The organism is Actinomyces sp. B33, from assembly GCF_028437565.1.
In the GTDB taxonomy this organism is placed as follows: Bacteria; Actinomycetota; Actinomycetes; order Actinomycetales; family Actinomycetaceae; genus Pauljensenia.
Genome location: NZ_JAMRYR010000003.1, coordinates 110,873 through 126,662 on the forward strand (window position 1 = coordinate 110,873; position 15,790 = coordinate 126,662).

Consider the following 15,790-nt stretch of genomic DNA (forward strand, 5'->3'; position numbering starts at 1 on the left):
GCGCAGCGGAGGTTTTTCGTTGCCCCGGAGAAGTTTCCGTGGAAGGAGCCACCCATCAGCGAGACTCGCATCAACGAGCGAATCCGCGTCCCCGAGGTTCGCCTCGTCGGACCCGGAGGGGAGCAGGTCGGCGTCGTCCGCGTCGAGGACGCGCTGCGCCTGGCCGAGGAGGCCGGTCTGGACCTCGTCGAGGTCGCGCCCGACGCGAAGCCGCCGGTCGCCAAGCTCATGGATTACGGCAAGTTCAAGTACGAAGCGGCCCAGAAGGCCCGCGACGCGCGCCGTAACCAGGCGAACACGCAGCTCAAGGAGATCCGCTTCCGACTGAAGATCGACGACCACGACTTCGGCGTCAAGAAGGGCCACGTCGAGCGCTTCCTGTCGGCCGGCGACAAGGTCAAGGTCATGATCATGTTCCGAGGCCGCGAGCAGTCCCGCCCCGAGGCCGGCGTCCGCCTCCTCCAGCGCCTGGCCGACGAGATCGGCGACTTGGCGACGGTCGAGTCGATGCCCCGCCAGGACGGGCGGAACATGACGATGGTGCTGGCCCCGACCAAGCGCAAGGCCGACGCCCTCAACGAGCAGCGCAAGCGCCGCGAGGCCGAGCGCGCGGAGCGCCGCGATAAGCGCGCCGAGCGATCGAGCAAGGTCCAGGCCCGGTCGGCCCGGGCCGAGGCGCCCGCCACGGAGAACGACTGAAGACAACGCGACGCCGTTGCCTGAGAAGAAGGAATAAGAGAGATGCCGAAGAACAAGACTCACTCCGGTGCCAAGAAGCGCTTCCGCGTGACCGGGTCGGGCAAGATCATGCGCGAGCAGGCCGGCGCCCGCCACCTGCTCGAGCACAAGTCCTCCCGCAAGACCCGCCGCCTGGCCACCGATCAGGTCCTGGAGACCGCCGACGTCAAGCGCGTCAAGCGCCTGCTCGGCAAGTGACCGGCTCGAACTAGGAGATATGAACACATATGGCACGTGTTAAGCGTTCACTCAACGCCAAGAAGAAGCGTCGCACAGTCCTCGAGCAGGCCTCCGGCTACCGCGGCCAGCGCTCGCGCATGTACCGCAAGGCCAAGGAGCAGGTCACTCACTCCTTCGTCTACTCCTACCGCGACCGCAAGGCCCGCAAGGGCGATTTCCGCCGCCTGTGGATCCAGCGCATCAACGCCGCCTCGCGCGCCCAGGGGATGACCTACAACCGCTTCATCCAGGGCCTGTCCCTGGCCGGTGTCGAGGTCGACCGCCGGATGCTCGCCGAGCTGGCCGTCAACGACATCGCCGCGTTCAACGCCCTGGTCCAGGTCGCCAAGGACGCGCTGCCCGCCGACGTCAACGCCCCCAGGGCCTGACGCGCGCGTGAGCCTCTCCGCCGGGCGCCCGCCCGTCCTCGACAACCCGCATTCCGACAGGGTGCGCAGGGTCGCGGGACTGGTCGGGCGCTCGGCGCGTTCGCGCTCGGGCCTCATGCTCGTCGAGGGGCCTCAGGCGGTGCGCGAGGTCGTCCGCCACCGGCGCGAAGCCGTGCGCGACGTCTACCTGACGCGCTCCGCCGCCGACCGCCATCCTCGGATCCTTCGGGAGGCCCGGGAGGCGACCCGATGGGTCCACGAGGTCAGCGACGGGGTCGCCGCGGCGATGAGCGCCGACGCCCAGGGGATCCTCGCGGTCGTGGGCCTCGACGCCGTTAAGGACGCGGCCGCGGCTCCCGCTCCGGGGTCGACGATCGTCCTGCTCGCCCAGGGGCGCGATCCCGGCAACGTGGGGACGATCATCCGAACGGCTGACGCGATGGGGGCAGCTGCCGTCGTCGCCGTCTCGGGCACGGTCGACGTGCGCGGCCCGAAGGTCGTGCGGGCCTCGGCCGGGTCGGTCTTCCACCTGCCGATCGTTCCGGCCGCCTCGTTGGACGAGGCGATCGCCCTTCAACGCCGATGGGGGTCGGTGGTCCTCGGCACCTCGGGAGGAGCGGGGACCGAGTCCCTCTCCGACCTCGTCCGCGCCGCCGAGCGCGGCGCGGGCTCGCCGCTGGAGGCGACCCACACGTGGGTCCTCGGCAATGAGGCGCGGGGCCTGTCCGAGGAGGAGATGGCGTTGTGCGATCTCCTCGTGGCGATCCCGATGACGGGGGAGGCCGAGTCCCTCAACGTCGCGTCGGCGGCGGCCATGTGCCTCTTCGCCTCCCAGCACTGCGCCCTCGCGCGCGGCTGAGCCCGCGGGGCGCGTCAGATCCGCGCCCGTGATGAGATCCGTCGTCTCACGACGAGGGGGCATCCGCGGACGCCGATGCCGTCGATTACCCTGTGACCATGATGCGCGTGGCACAGATGAGCGAGAGCGAACTCATTCGCCGTTTCGAGGAAATCCTACCCAGTGGCGACAGGACGCTCCTGGGCATCGGCGACGATTGCGCGCAGGTGGCCTCGCCGGAGGGGTCGTTCGTCGTCACGACCGACGTCATCGTCGAGGACCAGCACTTCCACCGCGCGTGGTCGGACCCCGAGCAGATCGGGGCGCGCATCGCCGCGCAGAACCTCTCCGACATCGCCTCGATGGGGGGGCGGACGTCGGCCCTCGTCGTCACCCTGGTCCTCACGCCCGACACCGAGGTCGAGTGGCTGATGCGACTCGTCTCGGGCCTGGGGGAGCGAGCCCGCGCGGCGGGCGCCGGCGTCGTCGGAGGAGACTTGTCGGCGGGGGAGAAGATGGTCCTGTCGATCACCGCCATGGGGTGGTGCGAGGCGGATCCGATCACCCGTTCGGGCGCCCGGCCGGGGGACGTGCTCGCGGCGGCCGGCCCCATCGGATTGTCCTACGCCGGCCTCGATCTGCTCCTCGGCGGCCACATCGACCCGGCCGTCCGCGACGAGGCGTCGATGGGGGTGTTCGCCGACGCGCTCAACGCCTACCGGGCGCCGACGCCGCCGCTGGAGGCGGGGCCCGCGGCCGCCGCCGCAGGGGTCCACGCGATGATGGACCTTTCCGACGGGATCGCCATGGACGGCGGGCGGATGGCGCGGGCCTCCGGAGTCGTCATCGAACTGGACGAGGAGCTGCTGGAGGTCCACGCGCAGCGTCTTCGCCCCGTCGCCGACATGATCGGCGCCGACCCACTCAGATGGGTGCTCGGCGGAGGGGAGGACCAGGGGATGCTCGCGGCTTTCGGCCCCGATACCCCGCTGCCCGACGGGTACGCCCCGTTGGGGACGATCCGGGCCCCTCGCGACGGCGAACGGCCGGCGATCCTCTTCCACGGCCGCGAGCTCCACGGGTTGTGGGACCACTTCGCCAACGACTGATCGCTTCCTCCACCACCGGCGGCGCGCCCTTCGTGAAGGAGCGCCGTGGCAGGAGGCGGGGAACGATCCGCGCTCCGCAGCTGCGCGGGACTCGAATCGTCGACTGACCGCATTCCTCGGCCCTTAGGCGACGAGCGTGTCCGATGACCGGGCGCACGGGAAACGGGAAGATCCTCGTCGAGGCTCGGTACCCGGCGATGGGCTCCGGAGGAACGAGGAGGGGCCCGCCGTACGGCGGGCCCCTCTGCTCCCATCCCCGATGACGGGGGACGGCCGACTCAGATCGCGCGAACGACCTTGTCGGACTTCAGGCACTTGGTGCACACGTTCAGGCGCTTGGGAGTCCCCTCGACCAGGGCGCGAACGCGCTGAATGTTCGGATTCCAGCGACGGCTGGTGCGAACGTGCGAGTGCGACACGCTCTTGCCGAAGCCGGGTCCCTTACCGCACACGTCACAAACGGCAGCCACGATGTTCTCCTCGGTTTCCTTGCAGTCAACCCCGCCGGGAGCGGGACGGTCATTCAACGGTGGAACCCCACCGCAGGCAACTATGACAGCGTAACGGATCCGAACAGGTCCCACCAAGTCGCCACCGCCGCGAATGCGTGTCAGGTGGCACACAACGATCGAGGGAAGCGACAATGTACGACACGCCCGAGACCGTCGATCGAACCGAGGGAACAGTGCCACTGACAGCCTCCAGCCTCGCCGCAGCCCTGGCGTCCGCGGCCGATGAAGCCGATCGGCTCGCCCCCTTCCTCAACGACCTCGACGGATGGGACGGATCCGACTGCGACACCGGGGCCAACGCAGCGCAGACCTTCGCCGCGATGTCGGCCGCGCTCAGAGCGCTCGACCCGCGCGCCACCTTCCTGTCCGGGCTCGAGATCGCCGTCGACGCGGGGATCCACCGGGGCGTCGGGCACGTCTCCTCCCTCCTGACGGGCCTGCTCGCGACCTGGGCCGCCTCCCTCGACGCCGACGCCGCCCCGACCCCCGTCTCCCTGCGGCGCATGCTCCGCTCGCTCCCCGACGAGGGCATCACCCGCATCGACGCGTCCGCCGCCGTCTCCACGATGCTCGCCGGCGCGCGCGACGACCTCGCGGGGCTCGGGGACACCCTCCCCGACGAGGACGACATCATCTCCCGCTTCTCCGCCCAGGCCCAGATGGGGCTCGTCGAGGCCACCAACGACCGCACCGGCCGCATCGACGCCGGCGGCGCCGTCCTCGCCCTCCTCCTGACCTGCCTCGACTCGTCCGTCCGCGACGACCCCGCGATGCTCGAATCCCTTGCGCAGATGCTCGCCGACCTCGCCGCCTCCACCGGAGGCGCCCCCTCGCCCCAGGCCCCGCCGCCCGGACGCGGCTTCACCGTCGACATCATCGTCCAGGGCATGCCCTCCGACCTCGTGGACGTCGTCGGCCGACTCGACTCCCTGGGGGCGCGCACCTCCTACGTCGGCCGCGTCGACCTGTTCGGCATGGGGGAGTGGCGACTCCACGTCGACACCTCCGCCCCCCTCGCCGCCCTCCCGCGCGCCGGCAGGATCCTGCGCTTCCAAGTCGCCGACGCCCGGCCCGACGACCAGATCGGCGTCGACGACCTCGCCGACGAGGGCCTGACCCACCGGGGCGTCCGGCTCCTCGAGCGCCGCCCCGTCCGCCGAGTCGAGCGGGCCCGCGTCATCGCCTGCACGCGCGCGCCCGGTCTCGTCGAGGACCTCGCCCGCGCCGGCGCCATCGTCTTCCTCGACCCCGCGGCCGACGACGCCGCCGGGCTGTGGCAGGCCGCCGCCTCGTCCTCCACCGGCATCGCCCTCATCGCCCCCTGCGACGAGGCCAGCGCCCGACTCGCCTCCTCCATCGCCCCGATGATCCCCGCCGCGGACTCCGAGGGCGGGCCCCGCCCCGGACTGATCCTCGCCGATACCGCCGACGACCTGTCCGCGCTCCTCGTCGCCCAGGCCTGCGCCCCTCTCTTCGTCCCCCAGCCCGGAGGGAGGGCCGTCGCCGGTACCATGACGACGATGCTGCGCGACACCGCCCGCACCGCCCTCGCCGACAGCGTCGTCTCGCCCATCCCGGACGCCCTCGACGACGAGGCGATGGCCGCCGCCGCGGCCCGTGTCCGCGCCAAGGGCTCGATCCGCTGCCGCCTCCTCGTCGCCCGAGGGGCCGACGGCCCCCTCGTGGCCGCCACCGCCCGTCAGATGCTCGCCCTGGAGGCGCCCGCCGTCGTCGACATCGACACGCGCGACGGCGGGCAGCCCGGCCCCAGCCTCCTCCAAGGGCTCGCCTGACGTGAACGCCCTCGACACCCCCATCGGCCTGCGCGTCCCCCAGGCGCTGGCCCGCAAGCTCGACGCCGTCGGCGTCGCCACCGTCGGGGACCTCCTCGCCCTGGCGCCCCGACGCTACTACCACTGGGGGAGGCTGACCCCCCTGTCCTCCCTGCGCGACGGCGACGACGTGACGATCCTCGCCGAAGTCGCCTCCACCAGGCTCGTGGCCAATCGGTCCGGCGCCGGCGTCCGCCTCGAAGTCGACCTCACCGACGGCTCCGACCGCATCGGCGCGACCTTCTTCGCCAAGAACCAGTACAAGCTGATCCCCCACGAGCGCCTCCTCGTCCCCGGGGCCTCGTTCCTCTTCGCCGGCAAGGTCGGCTCCTACCGGGGGCGCCTCCACCTGACCCATCCGAGCTTCGAGGGGGCCGACGGGGACGAGGAGGGCCTGCGCCGCCACGCCGAGCGCCCGATCCCCATCTACCCGTCCGTCTCGGGTCTGACCTCGTGGAGGCTCGCCCGAGCGATCGGCATGGCCCTCGACGCCCTCGACGACTCCGACGTGCCCGACGTCCTCGACGAGACCACTCGCGCCGAGCACGGCCTGCCGACCAAGGCCCGCGCCCTCAGGCTCCTCCACCGCCCCCAGACCGACGAGGACCACCGCATCGCCCGCACCGCTCTGGCCTGGGAGGAGGCCCTGATCCTCCAAACCGCCCTCGTCCTGGCCCGCGAGGGAGCGGCAGCCCGATCTGCGCCCGCGTGCCCGCGGGCCGGAAACGCCCTCCTCGACGCCCTCATGCGCGCCCTGCCCTTCGACCTCACCGACGCCCAGAGGCGCGCCGTCGACGAGATCGGCGCCGACCTGGAGGAGGAGCGCCCCATGCAGCGGCTCCTCCAGGGCGATGTCGGCTCCGGCAAGACCGTCGTCGCGCTCGCGGCCCTGATGCAGGTCGTCGGCTCCGGCCACCAGGGGGCCCTCGTCGCCCCCACGGAGGTCCTCGCCGAGCAGCACTTCTCCTCGATCACCCGGATGGTCGAACCTCTGACGGCGGACCACCCGATGCTCGACGTGCGCCTCCTCACCGGGTCGACGCCCACGGCGACCCGACGCCACATCGATCAGGCGATGCGCTCGGGCGCGCCCCTGATCGTCGTCGGCACGCACGCGCTCCTCCAGGACTCGGTGAGCTTCGCCGATCTGGGCCTCGTCGTCGTCGACGAGCAGCACCGCTTCGGGGTCGCCCAGCGCGACCGCCTGCGCTCGTCGCACGACCGGGCGGCCCATCAGCTCGTGATGACGGCGACCCCGATCCCCAGGACGGTCGCGATGACGGTCTTCGGGGACCTCGACGAAACGCGGATGACGGGGCTGCCGCCCGGCCGCTCGCCCGTGGCCACCCATCTCGTCGACGCGGCCAACGCCGCGTGGATGGGGCGCCTGTGGGAACGGGCCCGGGAGGAGGTCGACCGGGGCGGGCGCGTCTACGTCGTGTGCCCGAGGATCGACGAGGACGAGGCCGTCGCCGACTCGGACGCGGACGAGTCGGGTGCTCGCCGCCCCCCGTTGGCGAGCGTGAGCGCGGTCGCTGAGGATATCCGCACGCGCACGCCGCTGGCGGATACGGGCGTGCGCGAGCTCACCGGCCGCACGGGTGCCCAGGACAAGGCGAGGATCATGGAGGAGTTCGCCTCGGGCGCGGCCCCGGTCCTCGTCGCGACGACCGTCGTCGAGGTCGGCGTCGACGTGCCCGAGGCGACGATGATCGTCATCGTCGACGCCCAGCAGTTCGGGCTCTCCCAGCTCCACCAGCTGCGCGGGAGGGTCGGTCGCTCGTCGGCGGCGTCGATCTGCATGGCGGTCCACCGTCATGAGCTCACCCCCGCCGGACGCGAGCGCCTGGAGGCCTTCGCGTCGACGACCGACGGCTTCGCCCTGGCCGAGGCCGACCTGGTGCTGCGGCGCGAGGGCGACGTGCTGGGCGCCGACCAGTCGGGCCGGTCCTCGCACCTGGAGTTCCTCTCGGTGCGCCGAGACGCGGCGATCATCGAGGCGGCGCGGACGCTGGCGGACGGGATCGTCGCGGCGGACCCCGACCTGTCGAGGCGCCCGGAGCTTCGCCGGGCGATCGCCGATCGGTCGGGGGACTCCCTCGTGTGGCTCGAGCGCTCCTGAGGCGCGGCGGCGGGCGTGGGGCGGGGCCCGTAGAGTGTCGCCATGACTCGGATCGTCGCGGGCTCCTCGAAGGGCCGTCCCCTCGCCGTCCCCGCCAAGGGGACCCGTCCCACGTCGGAGCGGGTCCGCGAGGCGCTGTTCTCCCGGCTTGACCACATGGGGGCGATCGACGGGGCCGTCGTCCTCGACCTGTACGCCGGGTCGGGGGCGCTCGGCCTGGAGGCGGCGTCGCGGGGGGCCGGGCGCGTCGACCTCGTCGAACGCGCCTCGTCCGCGGTGCGCGTCATCGCCGCGAACATCCGGGCGACCGGCCTGGGGGCGCGCGTCCATTGCGCGGACGCCCGGGCGTTCCTCGCCGCCCGCTCGGGGGAGGAGCTGGGCGGCGATGTCGACCTCGTCCTCATCGACCCCCCCTACGACGTCGAGGAGGAGCGGCTCGCGCAGGTCCTCGCCGTCCTCGGCCCGTGGCTGCGCCCCGATGCTCTCGTCGTCGTCGAGCGTTCGGCGCGCAGTCCGGAGCCGATATGGCCGGGATTCCTCGTGCGAGAGGATCATCGGAGGTGGGGGGAGACGGCGATGTGGTTCGCGGGCCCCCCGGTGGGCGGCGACGAGGACGACGGGGGAGCGGCGCGGGAGGGGATCGTCGATGACGGGCCCGCCCCGGTGTGCGGCGGCCGATAGGGTGGTCCCATGATTTGCGCGATGATCCCCGGTTCTTTCGACCCGATCACCCTGGGCCACCTCGACGTCATCGAGCGCACGTGCCTCTTCGCCGACCGGGTCGTCGTCGCCCAGGGGACGAACCCGCGCAAGTCCTACCGGTTCGCCCCGGACGAGCGCCTCGCGATGATCCGCGAGGCCACCGCCCACCTGCCGGGGGTCGAGGCGATGGCGATGGACGGCGCCCTCGTCGACGCCGTGCGCGAGGTCGGCGCCGACCTCGTCGTCAAGGGGATCCGCGGCGGGGCCGACATCGAGTGGGAGCGCGCCCAGGCCGAGGCGAATTGGGAGATCGGCGGGGTGCAGACCGTGTGGCTGCCGACGCGCTCGGCCCTGTCGCACGTGTCCTCCTCCCTCGTGCGCGAGCTGCTCGCCCTGGGAAAGGACGCCTCGCGGTATGTTCCCGCGACGATCGCCGGGCGGATGACGGACAATGGGCGCTGACGCCGGAAACCCATGGACCTTGGAGGACCAGATGACGAATCCCGAGCCGACCACCGCCGACGACCAGGGCTGGGACGAGCCGACGGTCTACGGCCCGTCCACCGTCATCGCCGCCCTCGACCAGATCGAGGACCTCGTCGAGGCGGCCAGGGCCGTTCCCCTGTCCGCGACGATCATGCTCAACAAGGCCGAGATCCTCGATCTGCTCGATCAGGCCCGTGAGGCGCTCCCGGAGGACCTCATCGCCGCGGACGCGGTCGTCGCCGATGCCGACGCCGTCCTCGGGCGCGCGGACTCGGCCGCGGAGACGACGATCGCCGAGGCCAACAGCCGCGCGACGTCGACGCTCGAATCCGCCAACGAGAAGGCCGAGCAGATCCTCGCCAACGCCCGGGAGGAGGCTGAGCGGACCGTGACCCGCGCGAATGAGGAGGCCGAGGCGACCCGAGCCCAGGCTCGGTCCGACGCCGAGGCGACCCTCGTCGACGCGTCGAATCAGGCCGAGCGCCTGATCTCCACGGAGAACATCACGCGCATGGCCGAGGACCGGGCCCGTGAGATCGTCGAGCGGGCCCGCGAGGAGGAGGCCTCGTTGCGCGAGGGGGCGGACGAGTACGTCGCCAAGTCCCTGTCCGAGCTGTCGGGCCTGCTGTCGAACCTCCAGCGGCGCACCGACGCCGGGCGCAGGACCATCGCCGAGCGCCACGGGGTCGATGTCACCGATATCGAGCTGGCCGATGAGTGATCCCCGGCTCCTCGTCTCCCTGGCGGCCCTGCCGCGGGCCCTGGGGTCGATGCGCCACGAGGACATCGCGTGGACCGCTCCGGACGATCTGGGGACCCCGGCGATGGCGGTGCCCGAGGGGGACGCCGTCGACCTGTCCGTCGACCTGACGAGCGTCGACGACGGCGTCCTCGTCCAGATCGCGACGAGCGTCGATCTCGTCGGCGAGTGCGTGCGCTGCCTCGACGAGGTCCGCGCCCACCACGACGTGTCCTCGGCGGAGGTCTACGTCGAGCCGGCGGCGGCTCGCGCCGCTGCGGAGGACGACGGGGACGACGTGTTCGTCATCGGCGCGCGCGACACCGTCGACGTGGAGACGCAGGTGCGCGATGCGATCATCACTCTCGTCGACGAGCGCCCCCTGTGCCGTCCGGATTGCGCGGGCCTGTGCGATGTGTGCGGGCTCAAGTGGGAGGACCTGCCCGACGACCACGGGCACGAGTCGATCGACCCGCGCCTGGCCTCGCTCGCTGCCCTCCTGCCCGACGCGAGGGAGCAGGACTGATGGCCCGCGCGAAGAGGCTGCCGGTTCCCCCGCGCACCGATCTCGACGCGCTCGTGCGCGCGTGGGGGGCGGACATCGATCCCGGTCTGCTGTCCCTCGCCCTCGTCCACCGCTCCTACGCGAACGAGGCGGGCGGGATCGCGAACAACGAGCGCCTGGAGTTCCTCGGCGACTCGGTCCTGTCGATCGTCATCGCCGACCGCCTGTACCGGGATCACCCGGAGGTCCCCGAGTCGGACTTGTCGCGCATGAGGGCGGCGACGGTCTCCCAGGAGCCGTTGGCGCAGGCGGCCCGGCGGATCGACCTGGGGGCGTTCATCTCGCTGGGCAAGGGGGAGTCGCAGGGGGGCGGTCGCGATAAGCCGTCGATCCTGTCGGATACTTTCGAGGCGTTGATCGGCGCGACCTACTTGACCCATGGGATCGAGACTGCCCGAAGGGTCGTCCTCGCCCACTTGGACTTCCTCCTGGCCGACGCCCCTTCGCGCGGCCAGCATCAGGATTGGAAGACGATCCTCGTCGAGTACGCCCAGGCCCGCGGTCTGGGGGAGGTGTCCTACGAGGTCGAGGGCGAGGGACCCGACCATCAGCGGGTGTTCACCGCTCGGGTGTTGCTGTCCGGTGTCTCCGGGCCGGTCGGGGAGGGGAGGGCGTCGTCGAAGAAGCACGCGGAGAACGCCGCCGCTCGCGATGCGATGGAGCGCATGGACCCGGAGTCGGTGTGATCCTCGGACGCGTCGGGTGACGGGCCGCGGGTCGGCCCCGTGACCGGCTAGGATGCTCGGGTGAGTGAGAATGTGACTGCGCCCGCAAAGATCCGCGTGATGATCGTCGACGATCATGAGATCGTCCGGCGGGGGATCGCCGAGATCGTCGACCGAGCCGATGAGCTTGAGGTCGTCGCGGAGGCCGGATCGGTCGAGGACGCGCTGCGTCGCGCCGACCTGGTCCGACCCGATGTGATCCTCGTCGATTTGCAGCTGCCGGACGGCACGGGGATCGACATCATGGAATCGCTGGGGCAGACGCATCCGGAGATCCTCCCGATCGTCCTGACGTCCTTCGACGACGACGAGGCCCTGGCCGAGTCCTTGGCCGCGGGGGCCCGCGCCTACATCCTCAAGACGGTGCGCGGGGCGGAGATCACGGATGTCATCAAGGCGGTGGCCGGCGGCCGCGTCCTCCTCGATGAGCGCACGCTGACGCGCCGTCGGGCCGATCACGAGGATCCGACGGCGGATCTGACGCCGTCGGAGCGCAAGGTCCTCGATCTCATCGGCGATGGCCTGTCGAATCGGGAGATCGGCGAGAGGCTCGGCGTGGCGGAGAAGACCGTGAAGAACCACATCACCTCTCTCCTGTCGAAGATGGGGCTTCAGCGGCGCACCCAGGTGGCCGCGTGGGTGGCGGGCCAGCGGGCCGCCGCGTGGAGGAACTAGGCGTGACGTCTGGTGAGGTTGGCCGGTCTGCCGCGTGAGCGTCGAGGGCGCCTCGTGGGCCTCAGGTCGAGCCGAGCCGACCGGCCTGGACATCACGCCTAATGATTTCCCCGGAAAACGAAATTCTGGGTCTGTTTTTCGTGGGAAATGTTCGTTTTCAGGGGAAACGTGGTGCTGAGTGGATGTTCTGAGGAGGGACTTCACCCGGTGAACCCCAAGAGGAGCGCCCCGTTGCTGCCGGGGGCACAACGGGATCCGTTTGTTTTTCATGAGTGAAAAGACTGCGCGCGCGGTTTCGGTAGCGCTAACGTAAAAGGGTCCCTCAATGACGAGGGCGGGACAACGACGTCCATCAACGATTGTGCTCTGAAAGGACAACGCGTGAACCTCAGAAGAACCGCTCTGGGGACGATGTTGGCCGCTGCCCTGGGCATCGGCGGCCTCATCGGACCCGCATACGCGCAACCAGTGGATCAACCTCCCGGTGAGGGGGAGCCGGCCGCGACGATCGGCGTTCCCGCAGCGGTCCCGAACTCCCCGGTCGAGAAAGTCTCTGCGTGGCAGGACCTCCAATTCGGCTTATTCATGCACTGGGGCGTCTACTCGATGTTCGAAGGGTCCTTCAAGGGCCAGGCTCAGACGATCGGCTATCCCGAGCAGATCAAGGCGTGGTTGAAGATCTCCGACGAGGACTATCTCGCCGAGGCGGCGAAGATGACGGCGGACCAGTGGGACGCCGCGAAGATCTGCCAGACCGCCAAGAACACGGGGATGAACTACGTCATGGTGACGACCAAGCACCATGACGGCTTCGCCATGTGGGACACGAAGACGACAGATTTCAACGTCGTCAAGAAGACGGCCTTCGGCAAGGACCCGATGAAGCAGCTCGCCGACGAGTGCTCGAAGGTCGGCGTCAAGCTGGCGTTCTACTTCTCGATCATCGACTGGACGCAGCACGAGGCCGAGCCGTACCGGAATACGAATCCGATCAGCGAGGAGATGATGACGTCGATCATCAAGCCGCAGATCGACGAGCTGATGACGGGGTACGGCCCCATCGCCGAGTTCTGGTTCGACATGGGAGGCCCCACCGCCGACCAGTCGCAGCGCATGGCCCAGTGGGTGCACGCCCACCAGCCCAACACGATGGTCAATTCCCGGGTGTGGAACGACAAGGGCGATTTCGAGGTCGGGGGAGACAACTACGTTCCCCGGGACTTCCGTATTGGCCCTTGGGAGTCGATCCTGTCGGTTTTCCGCGACTGCTGGAGCTACTGCACCGATCGCCGGGCCGACCGTCGAGAGGGGAACATCCTGCCGAAGTCCCAAGAACTGACGAATGGCCTCATCACGACGATCTCGGGCGGAGGCCAGTTCGCCCTGAACATCGGCCCCAAGGGAGACGGCTCTTTCGACCCATTCGATCAGAAGGTCCTCGACAACCTCGCCGCGTGGATGAAGCGCCACCCGGACGCGATCACCGGGGCGAAGGCGACGTGGTTCCCCATTCCGTCCTGGGGCCGCATCACGACCAAGGGCAACGACCTGCACCTCTTCCCGAACACGTGGCGCGAGGGCGATGTCCTCACCCTGGAAGGGGTGGGAACGCGCGTCCAGTCGGTGACCGTCGACGGGACTGGAGCCCCGCTCGTCTTCCAGCAGGAGGGGACGACGCTGCGCATCACCCTCGCCGGGCAGGCCCCCGATGAGATCCGTTCGGTCATCAAGGTCTCCTTCGGCGCCGAGCCGACCTACGTGCCCACGACCCTCGTCGAGCTCGACGAGGGCACGGCGACAATCCCCCAGGCGAAGATGATCTCCCGGAACTCGGCGAAGGGCACGGGTGCGGTCGCGGTCGACGCCTACATCGTCGACCGTTCGGGGAAGACCTACGAGGACGTGCAGCTCACCCTCACCGGCTCGTTCAAGGATTCGGTCAAGTACCGGGTCTCCTACGGATCGACCTCGGTCGTGATGACCGGCGCTCAACTCAAAGCCGGTCCTTTCGGCGACGGGCTGGCGCTCGCACCCAATACGGTGACGAGGATCCGAGTCGAACTCGCTGATCCTCCCTATTACGCGCAGGCGCTCGGACTCAACGACCTGTCGATGAGGGTCGAGGCCTCCGAGAAAGCCCTGGTGGCGGGCCCCCCGGTGATCCGCCACCATCCGTCGGATCAACTCGTCAACGCCGGCCAGACAGTCGTCTTCATCGCGGCGGCGGCCTCCCGTCCGGCGGCCTCCTACCAGTGGTACAGACGCGATTCCGCCGACGCCCAAGCCGAGGCGATCGAGGGGGAGACCTCGCCGACCCTGAGCTTCACGGCGAGCGAGGAAGACAACGGAGCCCTCTTCTACGTCGTCGCGACGAACGCCCACGGATCGGCGACCTCGAATCCGGCCACGCTGACCGTGGCCAAGTCGAAGGACAACCTCGCCCTCGGGAAGGAGGCGACGCAGTCGTCGACCGGATGGGGCGGCGTCCCCTCCCGGGCCGTCGACGGGAACACGGACGGGGTCTGGGACCACGGATCGGTGGCTCACACCGGTTTCAACGCCAACCCGTGGTGGCAAGTCGACTTGGCGCAGACTCATCCCATCGGACTCGTCAAGGTGTGGAACCGAGATCCTGCGGACGACTGTCACGGCACGCCGTGCGCGAATCGGCTCTCCGACTTCTGGGTCGTCGCCTCCACCGAGCCCATCACTGACGGCATCGATCCGGAGACTCTGGAATCGAATGAGACGGTGAACGCGGTGAAGGTCCCGGGGGTCGCCGAGCGCCCATCGATCATCGATTTCGAGGGATTCGGCGCCCGGTACATCCGGGTGATCAAGCCCGGCGGCTACCGCGAGTTCGCCCTGGCAGAAGTCGAGGTGTTCGCTGCGGTCTCCGCGCAGGAGGAGCCGACGGTCTCCTCGATTGACGTCTTCGCGATGGGCGAGGGCGAGATGACGATGGCCGGTGACGGCGAGTTCCGGACGGTGACGGCTCCCGAGGGCATGACCGTTGAGATGTCGGCCGAGGTCACGGGCGATCCCGAGCCTCAGATCCAATGGCAGATCAAGAGGGCCGGCGAGTCCGAGTGGGAGCCGCTCGAAGGGACGACGGACACGATCCTCGTCGAACTGACGAAGGAGTTCAACGGCGCGATCGTCCGGCTGGTCGCGGTCAATGCCGCGGGACAGGCCGAGTCGGGACTCGTCGAGTTCATCGTCACGTCGACGCAGCCGGCGCCGAATCCGGATCCCGATCCCGCGCCGAGCCCGGATCCCGATCCCGCACCGAGCCCGGATCCCGATCCCGCACCGAGCCCGGATCCCGATCCCGCACCGAGCCCGGATCCCGACCCGGCACCGAATCCGGATCCCGACCCGGCACCGAACCCGGATCCCGATCCCGCGCCGAACCCGGATCCCGACCCGGCACCCAACCCGAAGCCGAACCCGGCACCCAACCCGGATCCCAACCCGGCACCCAACCCGAAGCCGACCCCGAAGCCGACCCCGGACGTCCCGGCGTCAGACGTGAAGGTCCTTCTCGACAAGGCGACGATCGCCCACGGACAGATCCTCACCATCACCGGACAGGGCTTCATCCCCGGCCACATGGTCCAGGCGACCCTGCACTCCAACCCGATGACGATCGGAACCGCGAAAGTCCGAGCGGACGGGACAGTCGTGTTCACCTACACGATCCCCACCACCGTCCCCGCCGGCGAGCACCACGTCGAACTCGTCGACAACGAGGCCGGATGGCACGCCGTCGCGGCCGTGACCATCAGGGCCGCGATCCAGCCGGGTCAACCGACCCCGCCCGTCCCCTCCCAGGACGCGTCGACGGACGCGACCCGGGGACACGGGGCTCCAGCGGATCAGAGGACCCGTCCCAAGTCGCCCAAAGGATCCTCCTTGGCGACGACGGGATCGGACGCGATGACCCTCGCCGCCCTGAGCGGTCTGTGCGCCCTCGCCGGAGCAGTCGCGCTGCGCCGCCGCAGGAGCTGATGCCCGGCATCGGCTGAGCACCGGAAACGGGGGGCGGGGATCCCACACGGGATCCCCGCCCCCACCTCGTTCCGGAGGCGTCCCGTCGCGCGCCCCGCCCGACGCCGACGGCACGCGATCGGTGAGCG

15 protein-coding genes are annotated in these 15,790 nt (G+C 70.2%); 14 read left to right on the forward strand and 1 reads right to left on the reverse strand.

Features of this window, described 5'->3' with window-relative positions:
* Window positions 1-69 precede the first annotated feature (69 nt).
* The 5 genes from infC to thiL all read left to right on the forward strand — a co-directional run bounded on the left by infC (window position 70) and on the right by thiL (window position 3,293).
* On the forward strand, window positions 70-699 hold the full coding sequence (infC, locus tag M3T53_RS05135) for a translation initiation factor IF-3 (RefSeq protein WP_272433699.1): 630 nt from the start codon (window positions 70-72) through the stop codon (window positions 697-699).
* 42 nt (window positions 700-741) lie between these two features.
* Window positions 742-936: a 50S ribosomal protein L35 gene (rpmI, locus tag M3T53_RS05140; protein WP_154478621.1), complete on the forward strand. Its 195-nt coding sequence runs from the start codon at window positions 742-744 to the stop codon at window positions 934-936.
* 29 nt (window positions 937-965) lie between these two features.
* Window positions 966-1,346 carry a 50S ribosomal protein L20 gene (gene rplT, locus M3T53_RS05145; RefSeq protein ID WP_272433408.1) on the forward strand — a complete coding sequence of 127 codons (381 nt, stop codon included), beginning with the start codon at window positions 966-968 and terminating at the stop codon, window positions 1,344-1,346.
* A 7-nt stretch (window positions 1,347-1,353) separates the two neighbouring features.
* Entirely contained in the window at window positions 1,354-2,205 is an 852-nt protein-coding gene (locus M3T53_RS05150) for a TrmH family RNA methyltransferase (protein WP_272433409.1), read from the forward strand.
* Between the two features lie 101 nt (window positions 2,206-2,306).
* A complete protein-coding gene (gene thiL / locus M3T53_RS05155; protein ID WP_272433700.1) occupies window positions 2,307-3,293 on the forward strand; it encodes a thiamine-phosphate kinase in 987 nt (328 codons plus the stop codon).
* Between the two features lie 278 nt (window positions 3,294-3,571).
* Here the strand turns inward: thiL and rpmB are convergent, their stop codons facing one another.
* Window positions 3,572-3,763 carry a 50S ribosomal protein L28 gene (gene rpmB / locus M3T53_RS05160; protein ID WP_272433410.1) on the reverse strand — a complete coding sequence of 64 codons (192 nt, stop codon included), beginning with the start codon at window positions 3,761-3,763 and terminating at the stop codon, window positions 3,572-3,574.
* A gap of 215 nt (window positions 3,764-3,978) precedes the next feature.
* On the opposite strand from rpmB, the gene M3T53_RS05165 reads away from it, so the two are divergent.
* The 9 genes from M3T53_RS05165 to M3T53_RS05205 all read left to right on the forward strand — a co-directional run bounded on the left by M3T53_RS05165 (window position 3,979) and on the right by M3T53_RS05205 (window position 15,662).
* Entirely contained in the window at window positions 3,979-5,598 is a 1,620-nt protein-coding gene (locus M3T53_RS05165; RefSeq protein ID WP_272433411.1) for a hypothetical protein, read from the forward strand.
* 1 nt (window position 5,599) lies between these two features.
* Window positions 5,600-7,759, forward strand: a complete 2,160-nt coding sequence (locus tag M3T53_RS05170) for an ATP-dependent DNA helicase RecG (RefSeq protein ID WP_272433412.1) — start codon at window positions 5,600-5,602, stop codon at window positions 7,757-7,759.
* Window positions 7,760-7,801: 42 nt separating this feature from the next.
* Window positions 7,802-8,440 carry a 16S rRNA (guanine(966)-N(2))-methyltransferase RsmD gene (gene rsmD / locus M3T53_RS05175; protein ID WP_272433413.1) on the forward strand — a complete coding sequence of 213 codons (639 nt, stop codon included), beginning with the start codon at window positions 7,802-7,804 and terminating at the stop codon, window positions 8,438-8,440.
* A gap of 9 nt (window positions 8,441-8,449) precedes the next feature.
* Window positions 8,450-8,923 carry a pantetheine-phosphate adenylyltransferase gene (gene coaD, locus M3T53_RS05180; protein WP_272433414.1) on the forward strand — a complete coding sequence of 158 codons (474 nt, stop codon included), beginning with the start codon at window positions 8,450-8,452 and terminating at the stop codon, window positions 8,921-8,923.
* A 31-nt stretch (window positions 8,924-8,954) separates the two neighbouring features.
* Entirely contained in the window at window positions 8,955-9,668 is a 714-nt protein-coding gene (locus tag M3T53_RS05185; RefSeq protein ID WP_272433415.1) for a hypothetical protein, read from the forward strand.
* Window positions 9,661-10,212 carry a YceD family protein gene (locus M3T53_RS05190; RefSeq protein WP_272433416.1) on the forward strand — a complete coding sequence of 184 codons (552 nt, stop codon included), beginning with the start codon at window positions 9,661-9,663 and terminating at the stop codon, window positions 10,210-10,212. The genes M3T53_RS05185 and M3T53_RS05190 overlap by 8 nt, the downstream gene beginning before the upstream one ends.
* Window positions 10,212-10,937: a ribonuclease III gene (gene rnc / locus M3T53_RS05195; protein WP_272433417.1), complete on the forward strand. Its 726-nt coding sequence runs from the start codon at window positions 10,212-10,214 to the stop codon at window positions 10,935-10,937. The genes M3T53_RS05190 and rnc overlap by 1 nt, the downstream gene beginning before the upstream one ends.
* Window positions 10,938-11,036: 99 nt before the next feature.
* Window positions 11,037-11,651 (forward strand): response regulator, encoded by a 615-nt coding sequence (locus M3T53_RS05200; protein ID WP_272433701.1) that lies wholly within the window; start codon window positions 11,037-11,039, stop codon window positions 11,649-11,651.
* 381 nt (window positions 11,652-12,032) lie between these two features.
* On the forward strand, window positions 12,033-15,662 hold the full coding sequence (locus M3T53_RS05205) for an alpha-L-fucosidase (RefSeq protein WP_272433419.1): 3,630 nt from the start codon (window positions 12,033-12,035) through the stop codon (window positions 15,660-15,662).
* The last annotated feature ends 128 nt before the right edge of the window (window positions 15,663-15,790 follow it).

Bases quoted from the DNA above. Each gene is read 5' to 3' on its own strand.
- rplT (WP_272433408.1), top strand. From the start codon at position 966: ATGGCACGTGTTAAGCGTTCACTCAACGCCAAGAAGAAGCGTCGCACA.
- M3T53_RS05190 (WP_272433416.1), top strand. From the start codon at position 9,661: ATGAGTGATCCCCGGCTCCTCGTCTCCCTGGCGGCCCTGCCGCGGGCC.
- rpmI (WP_154478621.1), top strand. From the start codon at position 742: ATGCCGAAGAACAAGACTCACTCCGGTGCCAAGAAGCGCTTCCGCGTG.
- rnc (WP_272433417.1), top strand. From the start codon at position 10,212: ATGGCCCGCGCGAAGAGGCTGCCGGTTCCCCCGCGCACCGATCTCGAC.
- rsmD (WP_272433413.1), top strand. From the start codon at position 7,802: ATGACTCGGATCGTCGCGGGCTCCTCGAAGGGCCGTCCCCTCGCCGTC.
- coaD (WP_272433414.1), top strand. From the start codon at position 8,450: ATGATTTGCGCGATGATCCCCGGTTCTTTCGACCCGATCACCCTGGGC.
- M3T53_RS05185 (WP_272433415.1), top strand. From the start codon at position 8,955: ATGACGAATCCCGAGCCGACCACCGCCGACGACCAGGGCTGGGACGAG.
- M3T53_RS05200 (WP_272433701.1), top strand. From the start codon at position 11,037: ATGATCGTCGACGATCATGAGATCGTCCGGCGGGGGATCGCCGAGATC.
- thiL (WP_272433700.1), top strand. From the start codon at position 2,307: ATGCGCGTGGCACAGATGAGCGAGAGCGAACTCATTCGCCGTTTCGAG.